We start from the raw sequence: 25,271 nt of genomic DNA on the forward strand, positions 1-25,271 counted from the left end.
TCTTGGTCAAGCGGTCCGCCGCTCGGGCTCTCAAGCCAAGGGTGGCATCTCCAGAACGGTCTTGCCCCGGCCGTGTCCGCCCTCCACGGCCCGGACCGCCTGGGCGGCCCGCTCGAACGGGATCACGTGCGTCACCTTCGGATCCAGGGCTCCGGTGCGGACCAGTTCCACGACCGCGCCCAGGATCGCGGGGTCGCGCACCGGCCCCACCGGTGCGCCGCCGAGTGCGGCGACGGCGTCCCGGTCGGCGCCGCTCACCAGTTTCGTACGGTCCGTCAGGAGCGCGGCGCTCTCCCGCAGGACCTCTCCGCCGACCAGGTCGAGTACGCCGTCCACGCGGCCCGGTATCCGCGCGGCGAGGCCGGGTCCGGAGGCGACGAACCGTACACCGAGTTCCTCGACGAATGCCCGCTTGTCCTCGGCCGCCGAGCCCACCACGGTCAGCCCCAGACCCGCCGCGACCTGCGCGGCGGCCACGCCCACGCCTCCCCCTACTCCGGTCACCAGCAGCGTCGCGCCTGGCGGCAGGGCGAGTTGGCGTACCGCGCCGTAGCCGGTGGCGGCGGCGATGGGCAGGGCGGCGGCGTCGGTCCAGGAGACCTCCGGCGGTTTGCGGACCGCCGCTCTCGCGGGCAGCAGGGTGTACTGCGCGTACCCGCCTGCCGTCGGGCCCCCGAGGACCGCGTCGCCCACGGCGAAGCCGGTGGTGCCGGGGCCGAGCGCGACGACCCTGCCGGCCGCCTCGCCGCCCATCACGGCGGGCAGCACGACGGCGGGCGCCCCGGCCGGACGGCGGCCCGAACGGCGTTTCCAGTCAACGGGGTTGACGCCGGCCGCGCGTACGGCGACCAGCAGGTCATTGGGGCCCGGAACCGGTCGCGGGAGGTCGGCGAAGTGCTCGACCTCCGGTCCACCGAAACTGTCGTACACATAGGCCAGGGGCATGCGACACCTCGACGTCTCTTGCTTCGGCCATTAATTGCCATACAGATTGCACTTTACCTGGGCCGCCGGTTAGGCTTCCCGGGCGTCGGCGGAGCCCTGTCTTCCGCCGGTGGTACCGACGCGGTGAGCACAAGGAGCGCAACGTATGGGCAACACGGTCGCGATCGTCGGGGGCGGATACGGAGGGGCTGCGCTGGCCCGTGAGTTGGACCCGGACTTCGACGTCGTCCTGATCGACCCCAAGGACGCCTTCGTCCACGCGGTGGCGGCCCTGCGCGGGCTGGTCGACGAGGAGTGGGCCCGGCGCATCTACTTCGGGTACGACGGGTTGTTCACCCGGGGCCGACATGTGCGCGACCGCGCCGTGGCGGTGGACGCGCAAGGTGTCACCACGGCCGACGGCACGCGCATCGACGCGGACTACGTCGTCCTCGCCACCGGTTCGTCGTACCCCTACCCGGCGAAGCCGGACACCGAGGACAGCGCCGACTCCGTGCTGCGACACGCGGACACGCGGGCCGAACTCGCCGCCTCCTCCCGGGTGTTGCTGCTCGGGGCCGGTCCCGTCGGGCTTGAGCTGGCCGGGGAGATCACCGAGCGGTGGCCGCAGACGGAGGTGGTCGTGGTCGACCCCGCCGAGGACGTGCTGGGCGGGCGTTATCTGCCCGAGCTGCGCGGCGCGTTGCGCGAGCAACTGGCCCAGCGGGGCGTGCGGCTGGAGCTGGGCAGCGCGCTGACGGCCCCGCCGTCGGCGCCCGCGGGGGTGCGCGAGCCGTTCTCGGTCACCACCGAGGCGGGCATACGGATCGACGCGGACCTGTGGTTCCGCTGCTACGGCATGACGCCGCTCAGCGACATGCTGGCCGGTGAACTCGCCGCCGCCCGGCGGCCGGACGGGCATGTGGAGGTCGACGACCACCTGCGGGTGGCGGGCACGCCGAACGTGTTCGCCATCGGTGACGTCACGGCCGTGCCCGAGCCGAAGCGGTCCAAGGCGGCCACCGAACACGCCGTCACGGTCGCGGCCAACATCAGGGCGCTGGCCGCCGGGCGCCCGGTGGAGCAGACCTACCGGCCGGGGCCGGACGCGGTGCTCGTGCCGCTGGGTTCGACCGGCGGCGCCTCGCAGGTACCGGGCCCGGACGGTCCGGTAGTGCTGGGCCCGGCGGAGACCTCCGGCTACAAGGGCGCCGACCTGCTGCTCGGGCGGTTCGGCGAGATGTTCGGCGCCTCCGCCTGACCTTTCCGGCACCCGAAACGACCGTACAGCGCCGCTTCCCCGCACATCCGCCTGGCTACGAGAGGTCGTTGACCGATGACGAACGGAACGCAGTCCCTGATCGGCAAGGTGGCCGTGGTCACCGGCGGCGCGGGAGGGATCGGCGTCTCGACGGTGGAGGCGCTGGCGGTCGCGGGGGCGCATGTCGTCCTCGCGGACGTCGCGGACGACATGGCGAGGGCGGCCGCCGAGAAGCTGGCCGCGCAGGGGCTCTCGGTGGTCGGGCACGGCGTCGACATATCCTCCGAGGCGAGCGTCGAGCGGCTGGTGGACTTCGCCGTCGACACCTTCGGCGGCATCGACGTCCTGGACAACAACGCCGCGCTGACGTCCGCGATCCGGCAGGACCGGGACGTCGTGTCGATGTCGGTGGAGCTGTGGGACCAGGTCCTCGCGGTCAATCTGCGGGGGCCGATGCTGCTGTGCAAGCACACGGTTCCGGTGATGATCGAGCGCGGCGGCGGGTCGATCATCAACATCACCAGCGGCCAGGGCCTGTCCGGTGACCGGGTGATGGTCGCCTACGGCAGCTCCAAGGGCGGGCTGATCGCGCTGACCCGGTTCGTGGCCGCCGCGTACGGCGCGGAGGGCATCCGCTGCAACGCGGTCGCGCCGGGGCTGGTCCGCACGCCGGCGCTGGAGGCGGACATGCCGGTGCCGGTGCAGCAGATGTTCCAGAGCGCGAACCTCATCCCGCGCCTCGGCACTCCGGAGGACGTGAGCCAGTTGGTGGCGTTCCTCGCCTCCCCGGCCGCCTCGTTCATCACCGGGCAGGTGCTCTCCGTGGACGGCGGCTTCCTCGCCCACCTGCCGACGCTCTCGCCGCTGCCGCCGCGCTGAGAGCCCGGGATGGTCTGCACACGGCCGGACCTGGCGGACCGCTCCGACGCGGTCCGCCAGGTCCGGTCAGCCCGTCCAGGGGGCGAGGCCCGCCTCGATGACGGGGACCCGCGGCGCTCCGGCCCAGGCGTAGTAGCCGTCGGGGCGGACCAGGAGCGCCTCGTCGCCGCGGGTGCGGTGGGCGACGACCAGCCCGTCCCGGGCAAGCCCGCCGACCTCCGTGCCCGGCGGCAGGGCCAGCACGAAACGTCCCTCGCGCAGCACCTCGTACAGGCGCCCTCGGTCCAGCTCCAGGTCAGGGGCGCGCTTGCCGGTCAGGGGGTGCGCGCCTCTCGGGGCGGGGTAGGAGAAGCCGATGCCGGTGATCTCGCCGACGGCCTGCCGGGTCACCGGGCGTACGTGGGTGACCACCAGCTTGCGTACGGCGCGCAGGGCGATCTCCAGCGGGTTGTGGGCCATGGCGAGGCGCAGGTTGAGGCCGCTGCTGCGCAGGACCGCCTTGCCGATGGGGTGGCGTTCGGCGTGGTAGGTGTCCAGCAGGGCGTCGGCGGACCGGCCGTTGTGTACCGCCGCCAGCTTCCAGCCGAGGTTGGCGGCGTCCTGAAGGCCGGTGTTCATGCCCTGGCCGCCGGCCGGGGAGTGCTGGTGGGCGGCGTCGCCGGCCAGCAGGACGCGGCCGACGCGGTAGTCCGGGACCTGGCGTTCGTCGCTGTGGAAGCGGGACAGCCAGCGCGGGTCGTGCATCCCGAAGTCGGAGCCGAAGGCCCGCTCGATGAGTTCGCGCAGCTCCTCGAACTCGACCGGGGAGTCGTCGGGTTCGCCCCGGTGCGCGCGGTCCCAGCCGCCGACCCGCCAGTAACCGTCACCGAAGGGGGCGATGAAACCGAACGCGCCGCCGGCGCCGTGCACCCGCACCACGAGGGGCGGCTCCTCGGTGAACTTCACGTCGGCGAGCGCGACCGACCTGATCACCACCTTGCCGGGGAAGGGCAGCCCGAGCGCCTCCCGCACAGCGCTGCGCACCCCATCGGCGCCGACGAGATACCCGGTCCGTACGGTCGTGTCGCCCGCCCCCGTCCGTACCGACACGGTGACGCCGTCGCGGTCCTGCTCCAGACCGGCGACCTCGGTGCCGTACCGGATGACCGCGCCGTTCTTCAGGGCCCGGCGCAGCAGCAGCTTCTCCACCTCGTACTGCGGGGTGACCAGCAGGAAGGGGAACCGGGACGGCAGCGCGCCGATGTCGAACGGCACCGCCCCGAACAGCCGCAGCTCTCGGATGGTCTGGCCGGTGAGGACGAGTTCGTCGGCGAGCCCCCGGGCGTCGAGGAGTTCGAGGGTCCGGGCGTGCACGCCGAAGGCGCGGGTCAGGTTGCTGATGCCCTTCGGGCGCTTCTCCAGTACGACGACGTCGACGCCGGCCGCCGCGAGGTCACCGGCGAGCAGCAGCCCGGTGGGGCCTGCGCCGGCGACGACGACGGGGGACTCATGCGTGTGAGACATCCGCGACTCGCTTCCGTCGGTGGGAATCGGAGTCCGCCCCCTGGAGGGGGTCGGAAAACGCGGTGGCGCCGGAGTCCGTTTTCCGGTCCGGCACCACGCGAGTGATTTCGTGCGGTCGCCTCGATCTATTCCGTCACGGCGACAAAAATTACGGCAAAAGTCCTCACGCAGCTCTTAGTATTGCCATGAGCGAAAAATTCAGGCGTGTCCGAGCCGGAATCCGACGCCGCGTACGGTGACGACCCAGCCGCTGTCGCCGAGCTTTCTGCGGAGGCTGCTGACGTGGGTGTCGACGGTCCGCCGGGACCAGGAGTCGCCCCACACCTGCTGGAGCAGGCGCTTGCGCGGGATGACCGTGTCGGGGTGGGAGGCGAGCAGGCAGAGGAGATCGAACTCCTTGCGGGTCAGGTCCACCCCGCGGCCGTCCACACAGACCTCGCGGGAGTTCACGTCGATGTGCAGCGGGCCGTGGTCGATCGCCCCGCCCTGCCTGCTCTGGATGCGCACACGCCTCATGACCGCGTCGATGCGGGCCATCAACTCACGGAAGCCGTACGGCTTGACCAGGTAATCGTCCGCGCCGGCCTGGAGTCCGAGGACTCTGTCCAGCTCCGAGCCGCGCGCGGTGACGACGATCAGCGGGACACAACTGACGGCGCGGATGGCCTTGCACACCTCCAGGCCGTCCAGGTCCGGCAGTTCGAGTTCCATCAGGACGAGGTCCACGCTCTCGTAGGCGGCCAGGGCGACGCTGCCCCGGTCGGCGGCTGCCACCTCGTGGCCGTGCCGGCGCAGTCCCTCCTCCAGGGCGCAGGCCGCGGAGGCGTCGCCCTCGACCAGCAGGATGCGCCAGCCTGCGGTGCCGGGTACGGCGACGGGTGCCGGGCCCGGCAGGAGTTCGGTGCGCTGGTTGGGTATAAGGGGCCCTCGTAAGAACTCTGACGTTTGCGTCATACTCTCCCCCGGTAAGTCATGTTCGTCGCACGAAGCAAAACTCACGTACGATTCTATGAAACCGGGGCCGTACATTCCAGCCCGCCGCAGTGAATTTTCTGTTGCAGCAGTATGAAACGGTTTTCGGTCACTTGGCGCGCACGGAATCTTCTTTACGAAATTCGGTTGCGCGTTTATCAGGCACGTGCCCGGTCATCGGCGTCCAGCAGTCGGCGCAGCAGCGTCGTCAGCGTGTCCCGCTCCTCGGGGGTGAAGCAGCCGAGGAAGGAGTCCTGGGACTCCTGGGCCACCTGCCACAGCCGGCGCTGCAACTGAGCCCCGTCGCCGGTCAGTTCGACCAGTTGCCGGCGCCGGTCGGACCGGTCGCGGGTGCGGCGCACCAGCCCGCGCTCCTCGATCGCGTCCAGGTAGCCGCCCAGGTGGCTGCGTTGGAAGCCGAGCCGGTCGGCCAGCACGTGCTGGGGCAGCGGGCCGAAGTCCGAGAGCGCGGTCAGAGTCGCGAAGTGCGGCAGCCGCAGCCCGTGCCGGCCCACCGCCTCGACGAGCGCGTCGTGGCCGATTCGCGCCATGTGCCCGGCGAGGTAGGACGGCAGCGCCAGCAGGCTCGGCGGGCGAGGCGCGCTGTCCTGGGTGGTGGCGCCCGAAGCAGATTCAGGGTTTTCGCTCATGCGTTCACGATACGGGAATGCGGTGACTGGACGTAAGAATGACATCGTGTAATCATTCCAGGACGACACTAGTTCGGCGCTCATTCCGTGCTCCGAAACAGCGGACCGAGGCGCCCGTCCCCGGAGGACCGCTCCATGACCGACACACCAGCCCCCGGCGCACAGCGCGGCACCGCCGCCCCGTTCGCCGCTCTGCTCCTGGCCGTCCTGTCCTTCTCCCTGATGCAGACGATGGTCGTGCCCGCGCTGCCCGACCTCCAGCGCGAGTTCGACGCCTCGACGACGGCCGTCTCCTGGGTGCTCAGCTCCTTCCTGCTCACCGCGTCGGTGGCGACGGCCCTGCTGGGCCGGGTCGGCGACATGTTCGGCAAGCGCCGGGTACTGATCGCCAGCCTCACCGTCTTCGCCGCGGGCACCCTGCTCGCCGCCCAGTCCGACTCACTCGCCCTGCTGATCGCGGCGCGCGCGGTGCAGGGTGTCGGGTCGGCCGCCTTCCCGCTGGCGTTCGGCATCGTGCGCGACCAGTTCCCGCGCGAGCGGGTGCCGGTGGCGATCGGCCTGATCTCGTCCACGTTCGGCATCGGCTTCGGCGTCGGGCTCGTCATCCCCGGCCCGATCGTCGACGCCCTCGACTGGCACTGGATCTTCTGGCTCGGACTGGTCGTCATCCTGCTCGGCATCGCCGCCGTCACCGCGTTCATCCAGGAGTCCTCGGTCACCAGCCCCGGGCGCATCGACTGGGCCGGTGTGGTGCTGTTGAGCGCGGGTGTCGTGGCACTGCTGCTCGCCATCAGCGAGGGCAAGTCGTGGGGCTGGACGTCCGGCGGGGTCGTCGGCCTGTTCCTCGCCGCCGTCGTGCTGCTCGCGGTGTTCGTATACGCCGAGAGCAAGGTCCGCGAGCCCCTCATCGACCTCGAACTGCTGCGCCGACCCGCGGTGCTGACCAGTCACATCACCGCGCTCATCATCGGGTTCGGCATGTACGGCGCGTTCACACTGGTGCCGCTGCTCGCCCAGACCCCGTCCGAGGCCGGGTACGGCTTCGACGCGTCCGTCACCGAGGCAGGGCTGTTCATGGTGCCGATGGCCGTGACGATGCTGATCGCCAGCCCCCTCGCGGGGCGCCTCGGCGCGGTCGCCGGCTGGAAGCTGCCGCTCGTCCTGGCCTGCCTGATCGGCGTCGTCGGCTTCGCGGTCTACGCGGGCGCGCACGACACCGAGTGGACCATGTACGTCGGCTCCGGGGTCCTCGGCATCGGCGTCGGCTTCGCCTTCGCCGCCCTCGCGAACCTCGTCGTCAGCGCGGTCGACCGCAGCCAGACCGGCGAGGCGACCGGCATCAACACGATCATGCGTACGATCGGCGGCTCCCTCGGCGCCCAGATCGCCGCGTCGATCGTCGTCTCCAAGACGATCCCCGGCACCCGGGTACCCGCCGAATCCGGCTACACCACCGCGTTCGTCATGTCGGCGATCGCCCTGGGCGTCGCGACGCTGGCCGCGCTGGCGGGGCCGGGCAGGTTCTGGGGCAGGGCTCCGGCGCCGGTGACGGCGACTGCGGGCAAGGAGCAGTCGCGGTCGGCGGCTTGAGGGCGTTGGCGCGCGGGGGACGGGCCTGGGGCGCGTGGCTTCACGGCGGCGAGGGGGCGTGGCCGAGCCATGGGGTCAGGACGCGCCCTCTCATCCGAGCACAACCCCCTTGCCGTTCCGGCCAGTTGTCGCCCACTGCCTGCCCCGCCCGCCGGGAGGCACCGGCACCCCTACCCCAACGTCGCGCCGACAACTAGGAGTTCGCGCACATATGCCTGACTACGGACACGACCTCCTCTTCGGTGCCGTCCTGGTGCCGAGTGCGGGGCATGCCGATGACGTGGTGGCGCTGGCCCGGGTCGCCGACCGGGCGGGACTGGATCTGGTGAGCGTGCCGGACCACCCTTACCGGCCCGAGCTGCTCGACGCGTGGATGGCGCTCGCGGTGATCGCCGCGTCCACCACCCGCGTACGGGTCTTCCCGAACGTCGCGAACCTCCCGCTGCGCCCGCCCGCCGTGCTGGCCCGCACCGCCGCCGGCCTGGACCTGCTCAGCGGGGGCCGGGTCGAACTGGGGCTGGGTGCCGGGGCGTACTGGGACGCCATCGCCGCCGACGGCGGAGCGCGTCGCAGCCCCGGCGAGGCGGTGCGGGCAACCCGCGAGGCCATCGACGTCATCCGGGCGCTGTGGAGCGAGGGCGGCCGGGTCCGCGTACCCGGCGAGCACTACAGGCTCGACGGCGCCACCGCAGGGCCCGCACCCGCGCACCCCATCGGAATCTGGGTCGGCGCCGTCGGCCCCCGCATGCTGAAGCTGACCGGCGCGAAGGCGGACGGCTGGCTGCCCAGCGTCCCGCATGTACCGCCGGGCCGCCTCGCCGCCGGGCACCGGGTCGTCGACGAGGCGGCGGTCGCCGTCGGCCGCGACCCCTCCGAGGTCCGCCGGCTGTACAACCTCTCACCGGGGCCGGGCGGCTTTCCGCAAGGCCCTCTCGACGCCTGGCCCGAGCAACTCGCCGCGCTCACCCTGGAACACGGCACCAGCAGCTTCCTGCTGCCCGCCCATCAACCGGCCCTGCTCCAGGCGTTCGCTGCGGACGTGGCACCGGCGACACGGGAATTGGTGACGGCGGAACGCAAGCGCACGGCGGACACACCGAGTTCGGAGGACGGCTCGGACGCGGCCGGCGGCCAGGACGGCGCCGTCGGTGCGGCGACTGCCGTGCGGCATACGGCCGTTGAGGGCGCGGCCCGCAGTTCGGGGGCAGCATCCGCCGGGCCGCGTAAGGCTGTGACGTACGCGGCGGGTGGCCGGGACGGTGTCGCGGGACGGCGTACAGGTGTCGTTGGGGCCCCGGTCCCGGCCAGCTTCGCCCCCAACCGCGCCCGACCAACCCCCTCCGGGGATCCGCTGAACGTACGGCCCACCCCGCCCCCCAAGGCATGGCGGTCCACCGAGCGGTTGTGGGACGAGTCGACGCGCCCCGTCGGGCCGCCCGCCGACCCGGAGCGGCGCTATCCGCGTCGCGAGCAGGAGCCGGCCCGGAATCTCGTCGCCGCGCACGACCAGCTTCGCGCCGATCTCGACCGGCTCGGCGAGGTGGTGCGGGAGGTGCTGGCCGACACCCTCGCCCCGGGGGAGGCGCGGTCGGAGATCCAGCGGCTGAGCCTGCGGCAGAACTCCTGGACGCTCGGCGCGTACTGCGCGTCGTACTGCCGGCTCACCACCCTGCACCACACCCGGGAGGACGAGGACCTCTTCCCCTACCTGCGCCGCTCCGAACCCCGGCTCGGCAAGGTGCTGGACCGGCTCACCGAGGAACACCACGCCATCCACGGGCTGATCGAGCACATCGACCGTGAACTGGTCGCCTTCGTCCGCGAGGAGGGCGGCGAGAAGGAACGGGAGGCGCTACGGGCGGCGATGGACCTGCTCACAGACACGCTCCTGTCACATCTCGCGTACGAGGAGCGGGAGTTGATCGAGCCGATGGCGAGGTTCGGGACGGGCTGGTGAACGCCGGCCCCGACCCGGGCGCCGGTCACCGGTGCCCTCCTCCCCGGGCGCCGGTCACCGCTCGCCCCTATCCGGGCTCCGCGCCCGTCGCCACCGGCCGGGACAGGTCCCTCGACCAGGCGGACCAGGAGCCCGGGTAGAGGGCTGTGCCGGTGATGCCGGCGTGTTCGAGGGCGAGGAGGTCGTGGCAGGCGGTGACTCCGCTGCCGCAGTAGACGACGACGTCGGTTCCGTCCTCGACCCCCAACGCCCGGTAGTGTTCGCGGAGTTGAGTGGACGTCAGGAAAGTACCGTCCGGCGTGAGGTTCGCGCTCCAGGGGGCGCTGTGGGCGCCGGGGATGTGGCCGGAACGGACGTCCGTCGGGAGGACGTTCGCCCCGGAGTACCGGTCGACGGCACGGGCGTCGAGGACGATCGCGTCGCCCGCCGCGACCTGATCGGCACTCCGCAGCGACTCCTTGGGCCACTTCACCGGCGTCAGCCGCGCCTCGGGGAGTACGACGGCGCCGGTCTCGGTCTCGCCGGGCCAGCCGGTCAGCCCGCCGTCGAGCAGGGCGGCGGGCCGTCCGGTGCGGCGCAGCAGCCACACCAGGCGGGCGGCGTACGGCCCTCCGTCGGCGTCGTACGCCACCACGGTCGCCCCGTCCCCGATGCCGAGCGCACCCAACGCCCGTGCGAACTCGGCCGGTTCGGGCAGGGGGTGGCGTCCGCCGGTCTCGTCGGGCGGGGCGGACAGGACCGTGTCGACGTCGACCCAGACCGCGCCGGGCAGATGGCCGGTGAGGTAGGCGTCGTAGCCGCTGCGGCCGTCCAGGAACCAGCGGACGTCGGCGAGGACGAGGGTGTCGCGGTGGGTGCGCACCCACCCGGCGTCGACCACGGGCGGCAGCTCAGGCACCGGTCACCGCCTCGGTCCCGAGGCCGGCGACCTGGGGAAGGACCTCGGCGGCGGTCAGTTCGGTGGCCGCCTGGACCTCCGCGTACGGGATGCCACCGACGTCGATGGCGAGGAGGTGCAGGTCGTGGCCCCACAGCTCGTGCAGGCGGCCCAGTTTGTCGACGACCTCGGCGGGGCTGCCACAGATCGCGGGCCCGTTGTCGCCGATGTACGTGTCGAAGTCCGGCGGGGTCGTGAAGTGCGTGGTGCCGGGCTTCTTCACGGTCAGGTAGTTGTTCATGTAGGAGGCCCACACGGAGCGCGCCCGTTGGGACGACTCGGCGACGAAGACGTGGCTGGCGGCGCCGAGCCTGCCGGGCGGGTCGGTGCGTCCGCTCCTCTGCCACAGGGTGCGGTACGCGTCGAAGACCGGTACGAACGTGCCGGGTTCACGCGCGGTGGTCCCCACGACCAGCGGCAGCCCGTGCTCCACCGCGAGCTGCACGGACTCCGACCCGACTCCGCCGCTGATCCACAGCGGCGGCTTCGCCTGCAGCGGCCTCGGCTGCACGGTGACTTCGGCCAGCGGCGGCCTGAACCCGCCCTGCCAGGTGACCCGTTCCTCGGTCCACAGCCGGATCAGCAGCTCCGTGTTCTCCCGTTTGCGCGCCGCCTTCGACTCAAGGGACTGGCCGAACACCGCGTACGGCTCGGGGAAGAAGGAGCCGCCCGCGATGAGTTCGAGCCGGCCGCCGGACAGCAGGTCGACGAGCGCGTAGTCCTCGGCGACGAGTACGGGGTCGCGGTTGGCGACGAGTGTGGTCCCTGTCGCCAGCCTGATCGTCGACGTGTGCTCTGCGATCGCGGCCAGCACCAGCGCGGGCGAGGAGATGACGTCCCGCTCCCCGAAGTGGTGCTCGCCGACGGTGTACCAGGCGAACCCGGCGTCCTCCGCCTCAGTCGCCGCGCGCACCACGTCCCGCAGCCGCTGGCGCTGGGTGAGCAACTTGCCGGTGAGCGGATCGGGCAGAAGACTGCCGAACGTGATGAGCCCTAGCTGCATGGAATGTCCTCCGTCCCGCTGCGGCCCGGCACAGCGGCCAACAGCTCCCGGGTGTAAGGGTGTTGCGGCGCCTCCAGCAGTTCCGCCGCAGGCCCGCTCTCCACGATCCGGCCGTCGCGCATGACGGCGATCCGGTCACTGACCTGCGCGACGACGGCCAGATCATGAGAGATGAACAGATAACTCAGCCCACGCCGCTCCTGAAGCCCGACGAGCAGCTCCAGGATCCGGGCCTGAACGGTGACGTCGAGCGCCGACACCGGCTCATCGCACACCAGCACTTCCGGCCCGAGCGCCAACGCCCGTGCGATGGCGACCCGTTGTCGCTGTCCTCCGGACAACTCGGCCGCCTTGCGCCGCTCCACGTCGACGGGCAGCGCCACATCATCGAGCAGCCGCCGCACCTCCCCGGCCCACTCCGCCCTGCTCCCGATCCCGTGATTGCGCAACGGCTCGGTCAGCAACTCCCCGACGGTGAAACGGGGGTTCAGCGAGGCGTAGGGATTCTGATAAACAAGCTGGATACGACGGTGGAGAGCCCGCCGCGCGGCGCCCCGTACGGTGGTGACATCGACCCCGTCCAGCAGCACCGTCCCGCTGTCGACCCGCTCCAGTCCGAGAATCATCCGCGCGGTCGTCGACTTCCCCGACCCGGACTCGCCCACCACCCCGAGGGTCTCCCCCCTGCCCAACTCGAACCCGACCCCGTCGACGGCGGTGCGTGTACGACGTCGTGACAGCACCGGCCCCCGGACGGGGAAGGCCCGGGTGAGACCGGTGACGCTCAACAGGGGAGCCGATGGGGCCGGTTCGCCGTCGGTGGGCCGAGCGGCGAGGGTGGCCGCAACCGCTGCCGCGGGGGCAGCCGTGCGGGAGGGCGAGCGGCGGCGAAGAAGCCGGGCCATGAGCGGCGACGCAGAACGGGGCGCTTCCGCCGAAGCGTGACCGGACGCTGGGGAACGGCCGTGTGCGGAGCCGGCATCGGGAGTCGGCGCGGCGCCGGGTGCTTCCACCGCCCCATCCACCGACGTGGTACCGGGCGCAGCCACCGGGGCGGAGCCCGCCGTGCCGGAACGGCCGCGCCGAGGCCGGGCCGTGAGGGCCGGTGCGTCCGCCAACAGCTGGCGTGTGTACGGGTGTCGGGGATCCGCGAGTACCCGCCCGGCAGGCCCCGCCTCCACCACCTGTCCCTGCGACATCACCACCACGTGCTGCGCCCGGTCGGCGACCACCGCGAGGTCGTGGGTGACCAGGAGCATGGCGGTGCCGGTGGTGGTGACGACTTCCTGGAGGTGGTCGAGGAGTTGGCGTTGGACCGTGACGTCGAGGGCCGAGGTGGGCTCGTCGGCGATGAGGAGGCGGGGGCGGGCGGCGGTGGCGATGGCGATGAGCACGCGTTGGCGCATGCCACCGGAGAGTTCGTGGGGGTACTGGCGGGCGCGTTGTGCCGGGGCGGGCAGTCCGGCCTCGGCGAGGAGGTCGACGGCTCGGGCGGGGGCGTCCCTGCGGGTGGCCAGGCCGTGTACCCGGAGCACCTCGGTGACCTGCGCGCCGACCGGTTTGACCGGGTCGAGGCTGACGCCGGGGTCCTGTGGGATCAGCCCGATACGCCGCCCCCGCACCTCCCGCCACGCCCGCTCCCCCAGCCCGGTCAGCTCCTCTCCCTGGAGCCGAACAGAACCGCCCAGCACCACACCCCCGGCCGGCAACAGCCCGACCAGGGCATGAGCGGTACTGCTCTTCCCCGACCCGGACTCCCCCACCACAGCGGTGATCTCCCCGGCCGCCGCTGTCAGATCGAGCCCGTCCACAGCGAGGTGCGTACCACTCACGGTGCGGTACCCGATCCGCAGCCCCCGCACGGCCAGCATCGGATCCCCGGCCGACTCCACAGGGGGAACCTCGGCGCGAGCACCGGTGCTCGCGGCCGCGCCGTCGTCGTACCCGGCCGCCGCACGAGAACCCCGGTCCCCCGCCGAGCCGTAAGCGGAGAGGTCCGGGTCCGGCGCCGGGTCACTTCGGTACCTGGCAGGCCTCAGAACCCCGGCCGAGTCGTGATCACGCACCGGTTCCACCGGATTCACCGATGTCCCCCTTCCGCTTCGAGCACCCGTGACAGCCGGTTCGCCGCGAGGACGACGACCGTGACCGTGAGACTGGGCAGCGTGGTCAGCCACCAGGCCGTCGCGAGGTAGTTGCGGCCGTCGGCGACGAGGGAGCCCCATTCGGGGGCCGGTGGGGGTTCGCCGTAGCCGAGGAAGCCCAGGCTGGAGACGGCGAGGACGACGAGGCCGAAGTCGAGGGCGGCCAGGGCCAGGACGGGGCCGATGGCGGACGGGAGGATGTAGCGGGGGAGGATGCGCCACCATCGCGCACCGCAGAGGATCGCGGCCTCGACGTACGGTGCGGCCCGTACGCGCAGTACTTCCGCCCGCATGACACGGGTGAACGCGGCGACGCTGGTCGCGCCGATGGCGAGGGCGATCTGGCCGGTGCCCACGCCGAGCGCGGTGACGAGGGTGAGGGAGAGCAGGAGCGGCGGGACGGACATCGTGACCTCGACGGCCCGCATGATGACCGCGTCCGTCCAGCGGCCGAAGAACCCGGCGACGAGCCCGAGGATCACTCCGCCGCCCAGGGCGATGAGGATGGCCAGGGCGGTGGCGCGCAGCGACAGGGCTGCGCCGTGGACCACTCGGGCGTAGATGTCGCGGCCCAACTGGTCTGTTCCGAAGAGGTGTTGGGCGCTCGGTGGTTGGAAACGGTCCGCCGGTACGCCGGTGAGGGGGCTGCGGGAGGTGAACCAGTCCGGTACGAGGGCCCAGCCGAGGACCAGCGCGAGGACGAGGACGGAGAGCGTGACGCCGGGTGAGCGGAGGGGGGCCGACACCACGCGGCGAAGCCGTGCGGGCTCCTGGACCGGCTCGACGGGCAATCGAGTCAGCGTCGTCATGCGGTCACCAGCCGTCCCGTGGCGCGGATGCGGGGGTCGAGCACCGGATACAACAGGTCGATCAGCAGGTTGACCACGGCGAAGGCCAGAGCGGCGACCACCACCACCCCCTGTACGACGGGCAGGTCCTGCGCGGAGACGGCGGACTGGGTGATGCGGCCCATGCCGGGCCGTGAGAAGACCGTCTCGACGACGACCGCGCCGCCGATCAGAGAGCCGACGAGCATCCCGGCGACGGTCGCGGCAGGGATGGCCGCGTTGCGCAGCCCGTGGCCGAAGAGGAGTCGGGCCCGGCCCGCGCCGGTGGCGCGCACGGTGTCGGCGTACGGCTCCTGGAGGGTCGTGTGGAGGGACTTGCCGAGGACCTGGGCGACGAGTGCGGCTCCCGGGATCGCCATGGTGCAGGCGGGCAGGACCACGCTGTCGAAGCCGCTGTCGCCGAGGGAGGGGAAGAGGTGCCAGCGGAAGGAGAGGAACTGGATCAGGACGAGCCCCACCCAGAAGGAGGGCAGGGACACCGCGAACGACGGGAGTGAGCGCAGGAGTTGGCGTAACAGAGGGCTCGCGGTGAGGTTCGCGGCGACTCCGAGCAGGGTGCCCAGGGTCAGCGCGAGCAGCAGTGCGAGGGTGCCGACCTGGAGGGTCGGCGGGATCGCGTCGACGATCACGCGGGAGACCGGCTGCCCGGTCTGGAGGGACGCGCCGAGGTCGCCGTGGAGCGCGTCGGCGAGCGCGGAGCCGTACTGGACCATCAGCGGCCGGTCGAGGCCGAGTTCCGCGCGCGCCTGGGCGATCTGCTGCGGTGTCAGTTCGGCGAAGCCGCCGCGCCCGCTGAGCATGAGCGCGACCGGGTCGCCGGGCAGCAGTCGCAGCGCGCCGAAGGTGAGGGTGAACGCGGCCCAGACGACGAACACCGCGCGCAGTGTTCGGGTGGCCACGTACAGGGCAGTGTGCACAGTCGACCTCCCTCAGCCCAGCCAGGTGTCGTACAGGTCGAACCGGTTGGAGGCGTCGAGCGTGAAGCCCTTGACCTTGTCGGAGACGCCGTGGACCTGGGCGCCCTCGTACAGCGGGACGGTGTCGGCGTGGTCGAGGATCCAGCGGACCGCGTTGGACACGGCGGTCTGGCGGGTCTTCGCGTCGGTCGCCGCGGCCTCCTGCTCCAGGTAGGTGTCGAGTTCGCTGGGCGGTAGGTGCCAGAGGTTGGCGCTCTTGGTGTAGAAGATGCTGCGCAGGACGTCCGGGTCGGCACGGGTGACACCGACGGCGGTGAGGTCGAAGTTGCCCTTCTGCTGCTGCTCGACGTAGACGGCGGGCGTGACGGCCCTCAGCTTCAGGTCGACGCCGATCTTCCGGAGCTGCTGCTGCACGGCCTCGTTCGCGGGCGGCATCGGCGCGGGGATCAGCCAGGTGAGGGCGAGCGGTTTGCCGTCCTTCTCGCGGATGCCGTCTTTGCCCTCCTTCCAACCCGCGCTGTCCAGCAGGGATTTGGCGCCCTGGGGGTCGTAGCGGAGTCTGTCGGAGAAGTCCTCGTAGTACGGAGTCGTCGAGGACAGCACGCTCGTGGCGGGCTTGTACGAGTCGCTGAACACGGAGTCGACGAGCCCCTGCCGGTCGATGCCTTTGAGGAGCGCCTCGCGGACCTTCTGGTCGGCGAGGACCCGCTGGTGGTTGAGGGAGAGCGGCGGTACGAGCCCGGGTCCCGGGGCCGCCAGGACACGGAAGCCGTTGCCCTTGAACTGGGCCTCGTCCGTGGGCTGGAGGGCCTTGGCCAGGTCGACCTGACCGGAGGAGAGAGCGCCGGTGCGGGCTCCGGCCTCCGGGATGAACGTGAACTTCACCTCGTCGAGGCGGGCGGCGCCCTTGTGTGTGGCGAGGGACGACGGCCAGGCGTAGTCCGCCCGCTTCTTCAGTACGGCTTCCTGGTTGGTGGTGTAGTGGTCCAGGACGTACGGGCCCGAGCCGATGAACTTGCCCCGGCAGCGGTCGGCGGCCGAGGCCGTGAACGACGCGGGCGACAGGATCCCCAGGCCGACGGTCGAAGTGGCCTGGAGGAACTGGGCGTTGGCCGTCGCGAACTTGACGGTGAGGGTGTGCGCGTCGGTGACGGTCGTGCCCTGGTAGCCGATCAGATAGCCGGGGGCGCCGTTCGCGGGCAGCTTCACCAGGTTGTCGAACGTGGCCTTCACCGCCGCCGCGTCGACGGGCTTGCCGTCGCTGAAGGTGACGCCCTCGCGCAGCGCGAACGTGAATGCGCTGCCGTCCGCACTGGTCGTGAACGACTTCGCCAGCCACGGCACGATCTTGCCGGACTTCGGATCCTGAGCGGTGAGCGAGTCGACCACGGACCGGGTGACGTCGATCGCGCTGATCTGCCCCGTCTGCTGCGGATCCAGGCACCCCGGATCCGCCTCGGCCCCGACCAGCAGCGTCCCCCCGTCACGCGGCGCCCCGTCACTCGTACCGCCCGAGTCCGTGCCCCCGCCCGAACACGCGGCGACGGGCAGGACGACCGCGAGCAGCGCGCCCGCGAGACGAAGCCGACGGCGCGAGCGGGTGGTTCTGATGGGCATCTCAGGACCTTTCTCGAAGGAACTCGGGTCTCGAAGGAACTCGGGGAGGCGGCGAGGGGGTGAGGCTCTGCGCCTCACGGACGGGGGCACGGCCCCTGCGGGGAAACCGGGCCGCCGGCCCGTCGCGAACGCCTCAGGACAGCGGGCGTGTTCTCGTTCGTCAGCCCTTGGCGACTGCCTCACGGACGGCCGGCACGATCTCCTCGGCCCACCGCCCGAGGCCGACCTGACCCGAGGGGTCACCGGACGCGAAGTACACGAACCCTGATGCGCCGTGTTCGAGGACGGCCCCGGTCAGTTCGGTGATCCACTGACCGACGGAACCTCCCAGCCACCGCCCGGACGAGTCGCGCGGGGCGTTGACGGGGGTGTCGGTGATGCGAGCCGGCAGGTTGAAGACGGTCGCGATGTCCGCGGGGTCACGGCCGACGGAGCGCGCGGCTTCCTCGACCAGCGGCCGTGAGCTGCGGTACCGCTCGCTGTGCCAGTCCGCCGCGTTGCCGGGGATCCAGCCGTCCGCCGAACGCCCGGTGACCGCGAGGGACTTGGGGCCCACGGACCCGGTCCAGACCAGCGGGGCGGGCACCGGTGCCGGGTCGAGCCCGCCGACCTGGGTGAACTCGCCGTCCAGGGTGACCGGGGCCGGGCCGCCGGACAGCGCCCGCACCAGGCCGATGGCCTCCTCCAGGGCGCGCACGGCGGCGGCCGGGTCGAGCCGGGTGACACCGAAGCGGGCGATGTCGTCCCAGTAGCCGCCCGCGCCGATGCCGAGGACGACCCGGCCCCCGGAGAGCACGGACAGCGTCGACAGGGTGCGGGCCAGCAGCGGCACCGGGCGGGTCGGCAGGTTGGTGACGGTCGTTATGCCGGTGATGGTCCGGGTCCGGCCGAGGAGCAGTCCGAGCGTGCTGTACGCCTCCAGCCGATCGCCGTAGTACGGGTGGTCGGACAGGGCGAAGAAGTCGAGCCCTGCCCGGTCGGCGTACTCGACCCGGCGTACGACGTCCGGCGCGTCGTCGACGGCGACCCCCGGTCCGATCCCGAACCACAGTTTGCGTGCGAGCAGTTCTGTCATCTGCTTCTTTCCTCGGTACGGATTTCAGTGGGCGGCACGGGAGACACACACCCCGTGTCAGACCCGTACAGCTTCGACCACGCTGCAGTGCCCACCCGGCACGACCCGCGTCAGCTTGAGCCCCGAGTCCGCCAGCAGCGCCTCGAACTCACCGGCCGTACGCTGCTGTCCCCCGGCGACGACCAGCATGTCGAGGTCCATCAGGGAAACCGTCGGCGACGGCCGAGGCCGGTCCGCCAACACGGCCTCGACCAGCAGCACATGCCCCCCGTCGGCCAGCGCGGCACGCGCGTTGGTCAGGATGCGCCGGGACTGCTCGTCGTCCCAGTCGTGGATGATGTTGGAGAGGATCACGGCGTCACCGCCGCCCGGCACGGACTCGAAGAAGTCCCCGGCGACCAGCTCCGCCCGGTCGGCCACCCCGGCGTCCCGGAGCGGCTGCCCGGCCGAGGCGATGACCTCGGGCCGGTCGTACAGAATCCCGCGCGTCCCGGGCGCGGACGCGAGGACGGCGGCCAGCAGCGCGCCCCTCCCGCCGCCCGCGTCGACGATCGTCGAGAACCGCCCGAAGTCGTAGGCGGCGACGACCGGCGCGATGATCTGCCGGGACGCCTCGGTCATGGCCCGGTCGAAGACGCCGAGCACGTCGGGGTGGTCGTGCAGGTAGTCCCAGACGGACTTGCCGAGCACCTCGGGGAAGGCGGTGTGCCCGGTGCGTACGGCGTCGGCGAGGCCGGCCCAGGCGTGCCGTTCGGCGGGCAGCCCGGTCCAGATCGCGAAGTTGCGCAGGCTGACCGGGCTGTCGGCGCGCAACGCGTCGCCCAGCGCGGTCAGTTCGAAGACCTGGCCGTCGTGTTCGGTGAACAGGCCGATATCGGCGCCGGCCCGCAGCAGCCGGTAGAGGCTGGGCGCGTGCGTGTCGGTCGCGGCGGCGAGTTCGGCGAGCGGTCGGGGGCCTTCGGCAAGTGCGTCGGCGACGCCGAGTTCAGCGGTCGCGCTGACCGCCTGGGCGAGCCATCCTGCGGTGGCGAGCTGCAACACCTGTGCGTGCAGGGGCAGTTCACTGGTGCCTGGGGGCATGGCGGAGCTTCCTCCTTGACGGCGGGGTCGGCCGGTGGGGTCCGACCGGGAGACACCGACAGGCCCATCTGAAGTGTGTCGGGGCCGGTCGGGCGGTACAAGCCGCGCTGATGTCAGGTCTTTGCGCGGTACGTCAGATCTCTGCAAAGTCGCTGGGTCAGTGCCCCGGCGCGCCCTGCGGGCCCTGCCCTTCGTGCCACACCAGGTCGAAGACGAACCGGTCGATGCGCCAGCCGTCGGCGGTCCGCACCGCACCTGCCTCGTAGTGGCCGCCGATGGTGAAGTGGACGCCGGGCTCGGCGGCCTTGCGGACGTGTACGGCGGTCAGGTGCGCGCGGATCGTGGCCCGGTCGCCGTCGACGTCGATGAAGTAGTTGGACGCGGTGTGGTGGGTCCGCTCGAAGGTCGTACGGGCCATCTCCTGGAACTCGGTGAGTCCCGCGATCCCCTTGTACTCGCCCATGGGGAAGGTGAGGTGGACATCGTCGGTGAAGACCGCGCCGAACCAGTCGTCGCGGTGCCGGTCGCGGTCGAGGTGGGTGACGTAGCGGTCGGCGAGGGCGGTGAGGTCGGCCCTGTCCCGCAGGTCGGCGAGGGTCTTTTCACTCATGCCGGTACTGCCTTTCGGTCGGTGACGGGTCCGAACCAGCGGTGCAGGGCGTCGGTGAGTCCCTCGCCGCCGGGCGCGGCGGACACCCACGCGGCGTGCCCGTCGGGGCGGATCAACAGGGCGTGCAGGCCGGCCAGTTGGTCGTGCGGGTCGTCGGCCGGCTTGGCGGTCGTGACGGTCACCCGGTCGTGCCAGGGGGCGGCGGCCGTGCGGACCTCCGGGTCGTCGGCGAGGTCGAGGAGGACGCCGCGCGCGGGGTGCAGGAGTTGGGCGGTGCTGGTCTCCCCGGCGGGCCCGACCAGGGCGCGGGGTGCGACGCGCCCGCCGGTCAGCGGGTGGCCGCCGTCGAGGTCGTACCGGACGTCGATACCGCTCACCGCGCCGGCGAGATGGCGTTTGACGTCGTCGTACGCGATGAGTTCGGCGAACAGGGCGCGCAGCGGGTCGGACTCCCGGCCGCCGAGGAAGACCGTGCCCTGGGCGCGGGTGTTCAGCAACAGACGGGCGCCGACCGGGTGGCGTTCGGCGTGGTAGGTGTCGAGGAGGCCGGGGTGGGCGCGGCCGGTGACCTCGGCGGCGAGCTTCCAGCCCAGGTTGACGGCGTCCAGGATGCCGGTGCTCATGCCCTGGCCGCCGGCCGGGAGGTGGATGTGTGCGGCGTCCCCGGCGAGCAGGACCCGGTCCGCGCGGTAGGTGGCCGCCTGCCGGGTGGCGTCGGTGAAGGAGCTGACCCACTCGGTGTCGGCGTCGGCGATGTCCTCGCCGGTGAGCCGCCGCCAGGCATCCGCGACCTCGGCGAACGTGACGGGCGCCGCGTCCTCGCGGGGCGGAGCGCCGTCCGGGCAGACGATGATGCGGTCGACCTCGTCGGTCAGGGGCGCCGCCATCACCATGCCGTGTTCCAGACGCTCCCCGAGCGGCCGGGGCCGCAGCGTGCGGCCCACCACGTCCGCGAGGTACATGACACGGGCGGCCGGTGTGCCGGGGAAGGCGATCCCGGCGGCCTCACGCACGGGGCTGTGCGCCCCGTCGGCGCCCACGAGGTAGGCGGCGCGCAGCCGCCCAGGCCCTTCGGGGGTGCGAACGGTGATCTCCACCGCCGAGTCCCCGGCATCCAGCCCGGTGAACTCCCACCCCCGGTGGACGACCGCGCCGAGTTCGACCGCCCACTCCTCCAGCACCGCCTCGGTGCGCGACTGCGGTATCCCCCGGGCCCCGAAGTGGGCACCCGGCAGGACGGTGTAGTCGAACCGCACCCCGCCGAAGTGGCCGACAGGGCTGATCTCCGGCGTTCCGAAGCGCGGCAGCAGCCCCCGCTGGTCGAACGCCTCCATGGCGCGGGCGGTGAAACCCAGCCCCCGGGACTGTCCGGTGGGCTCGGCGAGCCGCTCCACTACCGTCACGCGCGCGCCGCCCAGGCGCAGTTCACCGGCGAGCGTCAGCCCGGTCGGCCCCGCGCCGACGACGATGACGTCGGTGTCGGCCATGCCGGTCAGTCCTTCTTCGACAGAGCTGACCGGGAGTGTGTCACCCGGTAGGTGTTGGCCTGCCGCCCGGTGACGAGGGACCGCGCCCGCTCCCGGCCCCGGCGAATGTCAGCCGGCCGCTGCTCCTCGGGAAGGGTGTGAAACGCGTCGTACGCCTCCTTGCTGTCCCACTGGGCGTAGTTGACGACGTACGTGCCTTCCACGCCCCGGAAGTAGGTGTGCGAACGGTAGCCGGGCACGGTCGTGATCCACTCGTCCGGCTTGGCGAGGGTCTCCAGAAGGTCCTTCTGGTCCTCGGGGCGCGTGTCGAAAACGATCACTACGGTGTAGTCGTCGCGTTCCGGCGAGATCTCGATGCCCCGGTCCAGCGCGGGGTGGTGCTGCGTGAAGGCCAGTTCGGTCTTCAACAGCCGTACGGTCCGGGCCAGTTTGTGGAACAGGGGTACGGTCTTCTGCTGGAACTTCTGGCCCTCGTACCGGGCCTGGAGGTCGGCGGCACTGCGCCACTGGATGTAGTTGACGGTGCCCGGCTCGTCCACGCCCGAGTGCAGCGTCGAGGAGATCCAGCCGGGGTAGTCGGCGTGGTCGATGATGTCGCGCATCGCGTCGAGCACGTCGTCCTGGAGGGGCCGGGTGTCCGTCTCGAAGAGGTTGAAGACGGTGAGGTAGCCGTCGTCGGGCGAGATCAGGGGCATGGCGGGTTTCCTTACGTCGTTGGTGGGCCGAACCAGCGGGCGAGCACCTCTTGCGGCGGCGGGTCGGACGGGTCCGCCCAGACGGCGTGCCCGTCGGGTCGTACGAGGGTCCAGTGCTCGGCGTGGGCATAGGGGACGCCGCCCAGGATGTCGGCGGGGCCGAGGAGCAGCCCCCGTCCGGCGCGCAGGAGTTCGGTGCTGTGCGGCAGCCGGGCGCCGACGCCGTCGTACCGGACGTCGAGGCCGCCGATCGTCGCGGCGAGGTGGGCGCGGACCGGTTCGTGGCCGATGAGTTCGGTGAGCAGGGCGCGTACGGGTTCCACCTCGGGGCCGCCGAACAGCAGCAGCGCCTGCGCCTCGATGGTGGAGAGGGTGCGCGCGCCGACCGGGTGGCGTTCGGCGTGGTAGGTGTCGAGGAGGCCGGGGTGGGCGCGGCCGGTGACCTCGGCGGCGAGCTTCCAGCCCAGATTGAAGGCGTCGTGCAGGCCCAGGTTGAGGGCCTGGCCGCCGATGGGGGGCTGACGGTGCGCGGCGTCGCCCGCGAACAGGACGCGGCCGTGCCGGTAGTGGGTGAGCTGGCGGGTCGTGTCGTCGAACGCGTTCACCCACAGCGGGGTGCCGCCGCTGACGTCCTCGCCGGTGACCCGCTTCCAGGCGCGCGCGATCTCGTCGTACGCGGGCGGCCCGGTCCGTACGGGCACCGGTGTGCCGTGCTCGTGCACCATGACCCGCGTCACCCCGTCGGCCCGGCGCGCGGCGACGGCCAGGCCGTCCGGCAGCCGCTCGAAGCGCCGGTCGGGGACCTCGATCCCGGCGACGTCGGCCCGCAGCAGCTCGCGCCGCGCGTCGTGGCCGGGGAAGTCCGCGCCGAGGAGGCGGCGTACGGTGCTGTCCTCGCCGTCGCAGGCGACGAGCCAGGCGGCGCGTACGACATGGCCGCCGGTCTCGACCTCGACGTACGCGCCCGTGTCGGTGACCGCCCGCACCTCCTGCCCACGCCGCACGTCGGCGCCGAGCCCGGCGGCCCAGCGCGCAAGCAGCCGCTCGGTGTCGAACTGGGGCACCTTCCACAGCCCCGGCCGGCTGCCGGGCAGTGTCAGATCGACCGGGATCCCGGCGAAGTGCCCGCGCGAGTCGCTCGCCGGGCTGTCGCCCCCGTCCCACAGCCCCCGGCTGTCGAAGATCTCCATCGTGCGGGCGTGAAGGGTCGAGGCCCGCGACTCGGTGGTGGGCTCTTCGAGCCGTTCGAGTACGACGACGTCGGCGCCGCCCAGGCGCAGCTCCCCGGCGAGCAGCAGCCCGACGGGGCCCGCGCCGACGACCACGACCTGTGTGTCCGGCACGTCAGCCCCGCTCCCCCGCGAGCGTCTCGGCATACGCCCTGGCGTGGTCGAGGGTGGCGAGGCTGTTGGTGGACAGGGCGGTGTGGACGTACGTCCGGGCGTCGGCCACGGTCGCCTCGGGGCCGAGGACGGCGGCGATGTTGTCGGTGTTGAGGCTGACGGTGTGCTGGGAGGAGGCGACGGTGCCTTCCCCGGTCTCCTCGAAGGTCCACACGCCGGTGTGCAGGGTCAGCAGCGCGGGCAGGGTGACCTGTTTGTAGGCGATGCGGTGGTGGGGGAAGGTCACGCGGTACGACTTGGTGGTGTGCGTGGAACCGTCCTTGGCGCGGGTGTCCATCTCCAGGGTCTGGAGCCCCGGGGTGTCCTCGGTGAGACGTACGGACGCGACGTGCGGGAGCCGCTCGGCCCACTGGTCGGCCTCGTTGACGAAGTCGAAGAGGTCCTTGGCGGCACCGGTGACGGTGACGCTGTCGGTGAAGGAGAACGTCAGGTCCTCGGCGGCGTGGGCGGCTTCGACGTTGGTGCGCAGCGCGGCGAGTTCGGAGCGGCTGTTGCGTTCGACGGCCTCGTCGATCCAGGCGAGCCCTTCCGGGTCGTCGTCGACCGCACGGTAGTCGTGTGTGAGCCGGACCCGGGCCTTGTTGTCGCCGAGGGGTTCGATGATCCAGGCGCCGCCCATCGCAGCGACCGGCGGGGTGCTGATCTCCTGCCGGAAGGTGATGCGCAGGCCCTCCGGGTCCAGGGTGCGGCGGGAGGTCCAGTTCTTGGCCTCGCCGCGTGCCGTGGCCCAGATCCGGATGCGTTCCTCGGCGCCGGTGTGCTCGACCTGGTCGACGTGGATGGTGGGCGGGAAGATCCGGGGCCAGTTCACCACGTCGGCGATGAGGCGGTAGACGGCCGCCGCGGGGGCGCCGACGGTGATCTCGTGCTCGACCTCACGGGTTGTCATGGGGCGGGCTCCTTCGTCATGGTCCTGGGTTCCGGTCAGAAGTTGCCGAGTCCGCCGCAGACGTTGAGGGCCTGTGCGGTGATGGAGGCGGCGGTGTCGGAGGCGAGGTAACCGACCAGGCCCGCGACCTCTTCCGGGGTGGAGTACCGGCCGAGCGGGATCTTCGCCTGGAACTTCTCCAGGATCGCGTCCTCGCTGGTGTCGTAGGCGGCGGCGTACCCCTGCCGGACCCGCTGCGCCATCGGCGTCTCGACATACCCGGGGCAGACCGCGTTGACGGTGATACCGGTGGGCGCGAGTTCGTTGCCGAGGGCCTTGGTGAAGCCGACGACGCCGTGCTTCGACGCGGAGTAGGGGGCGCCCAGTACGACGCCCTGCTTGCCGGCCGTGGAGGCGATGTTGATGATGCGGCCCCGGTCCTTGTGGCGCAGTCCGCCCGTGGTCAGGACCTCGCGGGTGAGCCGGAAGACGCTGGTGAGGTTCGTCTCGATGACGTCCTCCCACAGCTCGTCGGCGATATCGGCGGTGACGCCGCCGCCGGACCGGCCCGCGTTGTTGACGAGCACATCGATCGTCCCGAACCGCTCCAGCGCGGCCCGCACGAAGTCCCGTACGGCCTCGGGTTCGCGGACGTCGACGGTCGTACCGGCCACGTCGAGCCCCTCGGCGACGAGTTCCTTGACGGTGGCCTCGACGTTCTCCGCGTCGCGGGCACCGATGAACACGCGGTGCCCCTGGACGGCGAGCAGCCGGGCGACGGCCAGGCCGATGCCGCTGGTGGCGCCGGTGACGAGAGCGACGCGGCCGGTGGTGGTCGTGGTCATGGTGGC

At 72.0% G+C, this 25,271-nt stretch carries 22 protein-coding genes; 4 read left to right on the top strand and 18 right to left on the bottom strand.

Annotated elements, in window-relative coordinates; genetic code table 11:
- Positions 1-30: 30 nt before the first annotated feature.
- Complete coding sequence (locus ACI2L1_RS14535; RefSeq protein ID WP_404739670.1) at positions 31-945, bottom strand: NADP-dependent oxidoreductase; 915 nt, start codon at positions 943-945, stop codon at positions 31-33.
- Positions 946-1,090: 145 nt separating this feature from the next.
- Between ACI2L1_RS14535 and ACI2L1_RS14540 the strand changes: the two genes are divergently transcribed.
- The gene (locus ACI2L1_RS14540) at positions 1,091-2,185 is read left to right on the top strand and encodes an NAD(P)/FAD-dependent oxidoreductase (RefSeq protein ID WP_404739671.1); all 1,095 of its coding nucleotides are present in this window, start codon (positions 1,091-1,093) and stop codon (positions 2,183-2,185) included.
- A gap of 75 nt (positions 2,186-2,260) precedes the next feature.
- On the top strand, positions 2,261-3,064 hold the full coding sequence (locus ACI2L1_RS14545) for an SDR family NAD(P)-dependent oxidoreductase (RefSeq protein ID WP_404739672.1): 804 nt from the start codon (positions 2,261-2,263) through the stop codon (positions 3,062-3,064).
- Positions 3,065-3,130: 66 nt separating this feature from the next.
- Here the strand turns inward: ACI2L1_RS14545 and ACI2L1_RS14550 are convergent, their stop codons facing one another.
- The 3 genes from ACI2L1_RS14550 to ACI2L1_RS14560 all read right to left on the bottom strand — a co-directional run bounded on the left by ACI2L1_RS14550 (position 3,131) and on the right by ACI2L1_RS14560 (position 6,189).
- Complete coding sequence (locus ACI2L1_RS14550) at positions 3,131-4,567, bottom strand: FAD-dependent oxidoreductase (protein WP_404739673.1); 1,437 nt, start codon at positions 4,565-4,567, stop codon at positions 3,131-3,133.
- A 198-nt stretch (positions 4,568-4,765) separates the two neighbouring features.
- Positions 4,766-5,521 (bottom strand): response regulator transcription factor, encoded by a 756-nt coding sequence (locus ACI2L1_RS14555; protein ID WP_404739674.1) that lies wholly within the window; start codon positions 5,519-5,521, stop codon positions 4,766-4,768.
- A 176-nt stretch (positions 5,522-5,697) separates the two neighbouring features.
- The gene (locus ACI2L1_RS14560) at positions 5,698-6,189 is read right to left on the bottom strand and encodes a MarR family winged helix-turn-helix transcriptional regulator (RefSeq protein ID WP_404739675.1); all 492 of its coding nucleotides are present in this window, start codon (positions 6,187-6,189) and stop codon (positions 5,698-5,700) included.
- A 135-nt stretch (positions 6,190-6,324) separates the two neighbouring features.
- Between ACI2L1_RS14560 and ACI2L1_RS14565 the strand changes: the two genes are divergently transcribed.
- The gene (locus tag ACI2L1_RS14565) at positions 6,325-7,779 is read left to right on the top strand and encodes an MFS transporter (protein ID WP_404739676.1); all 1,455 of its coding nucleotides are present in this window, start codon (positions 6,325-6,327) and stop codon (positions 7,777-7,779) included.
- Between the two features lie 211 nt (positions 7,780-7,990).
- Positions 7,991-9,736 carry an LLM class flavin-dependent oxidoreductase gene (locus ACI2L1_RS14570; RefSeq protein ID WP_404739677.1) on the top strand — a complete coding sequence of 582 codons (1,746 nt, stop codon included), beginning with the start codon at positions 7,991-7,993 and terminating at the stop codon, positions 9,734-9,736.
- Positions 9,737-9,803: 67 nt separating this feature from the next.
- Here the strand turns inward: ACI2L1_RS14570 and ACI2L1_RS14575 are convergent, their stop codons facing one another.
- The 14 genes from ACI2L1_RS14575 to fabG all read right to left on the bottom strand — a co-directional run bounded on the left by ACI2L1_RS14575 (position 9,804) and on the right by fabG (position 25,265).
- Positions 9,804-10,634 carry a sulfurtransferase gene (locus ACI2L1_RS14575; protein ID WP_404739678.1) on the bottom strand — a complete coding sequence of 277 codons (831 nt, stop codon included), beginning with the start codon at positions 10,632-10,634 and terminating at the stop codon, positions 9,804-9,806.
- On the bottom strand, positions 10,627-11,676 hold the full coding sequence (locus ACI2L1_RS14580; RefSeq protein WP_404739679.1) for an LLM class flavin-dependent oxidoreductase: 1,050 nt from the start codon (positions 11,674-11,676) through the stop codon (positions 10,627-10,629). Before ACI2L1_RS14580 ends, ACI2L1_RS14575 begins: the two co-directional genes overlap by 8 nt.
- On the bottom strand, positions 11,667-13,547 hold the full coding sequence (locus tag ACI2L1_RS14585; protein WP_404739713.1) for a dipeptide ABC transporter ATP-binding protein: 1,881 nt from the start codon (positions 13,545-13,547) through the stop codon (positions 11,667-11,669). The genes ACI2L1_RS14580 and ACI2L1_RS14585 overlap by 10 nt, the downstream gene beginning before the upstream one ends.
- Before the next feature lie 209 nt (positions 13,548-13,756).
- Complete coding sequence (locus ACI2L1_RS14590; protein WP_404739680.1) at positions 13,757-14,629, bottom strand: ABC transporter permease; 873 nt, start codon at positions 14,627-14,629, stop codon at positions 13,757-13,759.
- On the bottom strand, positions 14,626-15,585 hold the full coding sequence (locus tag ACI2L1_RS14595) for an ABC transporter permease (protein WP_404739681.1): 960 nt from the start codon (positions 15,583-15,585) through the stop codon (positions 14,626-14,628). The genes ACI2L1_RS14590 and ACI2L1_RS14595 overlap by 4 nt, the downstream gene beginning before the upstream one ends.
- A 12-nt stretch (positions 15,586-15,597) precedes the next feature.
- On the bottom strand, positions 15,598-17,202 hold the full coding sequence (locus ACI2L1_RS14600) for an ABC transporter substrate-binding protein (RefSeq protein WP_404739682.1): 1,605 nt from the start codon (positions 17,200-17,202) through the stop codon (positions 15,598-15,600).
- A gap of 160 nt (positions 17,203-17,362) precedes the next feature.
- Positions 17,363-18,277, bottom strand: a complete 915-nt coding sequence (locus tag ACI2L1_RS14605) for an LLM class flavin-dependent oxidoreductase (RefSeq protein WP_404739683.1) — start codon at positions 18,275-18,277, stop codon at positions 17,363-17,365.
- Positions 18,278-18,334: 57 nt separating this feature from the next.
- Positions 18,335-19,357: a methyltransferase gene (locus ACI2L1_RS14610; RefSeq protein WP_404739684.1), complete on the bottom strand. Its 1,023-nt coding sequence runs from the start codon at positions 19,355-19,357 to the stop codon at positions 18,335-18,337.
- A gap of 157 nt (positions 19,358-19,514) precedes the next feature.
- Positions 19,515-19,967, bottom strand: a complete 453-nt coding sequence (locus ACI2L1_RS14615) for a nuclear transport factor 2 family protein (RefSeq protein WP_404739685.1) — start codon at positions 19,965-19,967, stop codon at positions 19,515-19,517.
- On the bottom strand, positions 19,964-21,454 hold the full coding sequence (locus tag ACI2L1_RS14620) for an FAD-dependent monooxygenase (RefSeq protein WP_404739686.1): 1,491 nt from the start codon (positions 21,452-21,454) through the stop codon (positions 19,964-19,966). The genes ACI2L1_RS14615 and ACI2L1_RS14620 overlap by 4 nt, the downstream gene beginning before the upstream one ends.
- A 5-nt stretch (positions 21,455-21,459) precedes the next feature.
- Positions 21,460-22,149: an antibiotic biosynthesis monooxygenase gene (locus ACI2L1_RS14625; protein ID WP_404739687.1), complete on the bottom strand. Its 690-nt coding sequence runs from the start codon at positions 22,147-22,149 to the stop codon at positions 21,460-21,462.
- 11 nt (positions 22,150-22,160) lie between these two features.
- Positions 22,161-23,492 carry an FAD-dependent monooxygenase gene (locus ACI2L1_RS14630; protein WP_404739688.1) on the bottom strand — a complete coding sequence of 444 codons (1,332 nt, stop codon included), beginning with the start codon at positions 23,490-23,492 and terminating at the stop codon, positions 22,161-22,163.
- A gap of 1 nt (position 23,493) precedes the next feature.
- A complete protein-coding gene (locus ACI2L1_RS14635; protein WP_404739689.1) occupies positions 23,494-24,441 on the bottom strand; it encodes an aromatase/cyclase in 948 nt (315 codons plus the stop codon).
- A gap of 35 nt (positions 24,442-24,476) precedes the next feature.
- Positions 24,477-25,265, bottom strand: a complete 789-nt coding sequence (gene fabG / locus ACI2L1_RS14640) for a 3-oxoacyl-ACP reductase FabG (RefSeq protein WP_404739690.1) — start codon at positions 25,263-25,265, stop codon at positions 24,477-24,479.
- Positions 25,266-25,271 lie beyond the last annotated feature (6 nt).

The organism is Streptomyces sp. NPDC019531, from assembly GCF_044903305.1.
In the GTDB taxonomy this organism is placed as follows: domain Bacteria; phylum Actinomycetota; class Actinomycetes; order Streptomycetales; family Streptomycetaceae; genus Streptomyces.

Bases quoted from the DNA above. Each gene is read 5' to 3' on its own strand.
- ACI2L1_RS14535 (WP_404739670.1), bottom strand. From the start codon at position 945: ATGCCCCTGGCCTATGTGTACGACAGTTTCGGTGGACCGGAGGTCGAG.
- ACI2L1_RS14540 (WP_404739671.1), top strand. From the start codon at position 1,091: ATGGGCAACACGGTCGCGATCGTCGGGGGCGGATACGGAGGGGCTGCG.
- ACI2L1_RS14545 (WP_404739672.1), top strand. From the start codon at position 2,261: ATGACGAACGGAACGCAGTCCCTGATCGGCAAGGTGGCCGTGGTCACC.
- ACI2L1_RS14550 (WP_404739673.1), bottom strand. From the start codon at position 4,567: ATGTCTCACACGCATGAGTCCCCCGTCGTCGTCGCCGGCGCAGGCCCC.
- ACI2L1_RS14555 (WP_404739674.1), bottom strand. From the start codon at position 5,521: ATGACGCAAACGTCAGAGTTCTTACGAGGGCCCCTTATACCCAACCAG.
- ACI2L1_RS14560 (WP_404739675.1), bottom strand. From the start codon at position 6,189: ATGAGCGAAAACCCTGAATCTGCTTCGGGCGCCACCACCCAGGACAGC.
- ACI2L1_RS14565 (WP_404739676.1), top strand. From the start codon at position 6,325: ATGACCGACACACCAGCCCCCGGCGCACAGCGCGGCACCGCCGCCCCG.
- ACI2L1_RS14570 (WP_404739677.1), top strand. From the start codon at position 7,991: ATGCCTGACTACGGACACGACCTCCTCTTCGGTGCCGTCCTGGTGCCG.
- ACI2L1_RS14580 (WP_404739679.1), bottom strand. From the start codon at position 11,676: ATGCAGCTAGGGCTCATCACGTTCGGCAGTCTTCTGCCCGATCCGCTC.
- ACI2L1_RS14585 (WP_404739713.1), bottom strand. From the start codon at position 13,547: ATGCTGGCCGTGCGGGGGCTGCGGATCGGGTACCGCACCGTGAGTGGT.
- ACI2L1_RS14590 (WP_404739680.1), bottom strand. From the start codon at position 14,629: ATGACGACGCTGACTCGATTGCCCGTCGAGCCGGTCCAGGAGCCCGCA.
- ACI2L1_RS14600 (WP_404739682.1), bottom strand. From the start codon at position 17,202: ATGCCCATCAGAACCACCCGCTCGCGCCGTCGGCTTCGTCTCGCGGGC.
- ACI2L1_RS14605 (WP_404739683.1), bottom strand. From the start codon at position 18,277: ATGACAGAACTGCTCGCACGCAAACTGTGGTTCGGGATCGGACCGGGG.
- ACI2L1_RS14610 (WP_404739684.1), bottom strand. From the start codon at position 19,357: ATGCCCCCAGGCACCAGTGAACTGCCCCTGCACGCACAGGTGTTGCAG.
- ACI2L1_RS14615 (WP_404739685.1), bottom strand. From the start codon at position 19,967: ATGAGTGAAAAGACCCTCGCCGACCTGCGGGACAGGGCCGACCTCACC.
- ACI2L1_RS14620 (WP_404739686.1), bottom strand. From the start codon at position 21,454: ATGGCCGACACCGACGTCATCGTCGTCGGCGCGGGGCCGACCGGGCTG.
- ACI2L1_RS14625 (WP_404739687.1), bottom strand. From the start codon at position 22,149: ATGCCCCTGATCTCGCCCGACGACGGCTACCTCACCGTCTTCAACCTC.
- ACI2L1_RS14635 (WP_404739689.1), bottom strand. From the start codon at position 24,441: ATGACAACCCGTGAGGTCGAGCACGAGATCACCGTCGGCGCCCCCGCG.
- fabG (WP_404739690.1), bottom strand. From the start codon at position 25,265: ATGACCACGACCACCACCGGCCGCGTCGCTCTCGTCACCGGCGCCACC.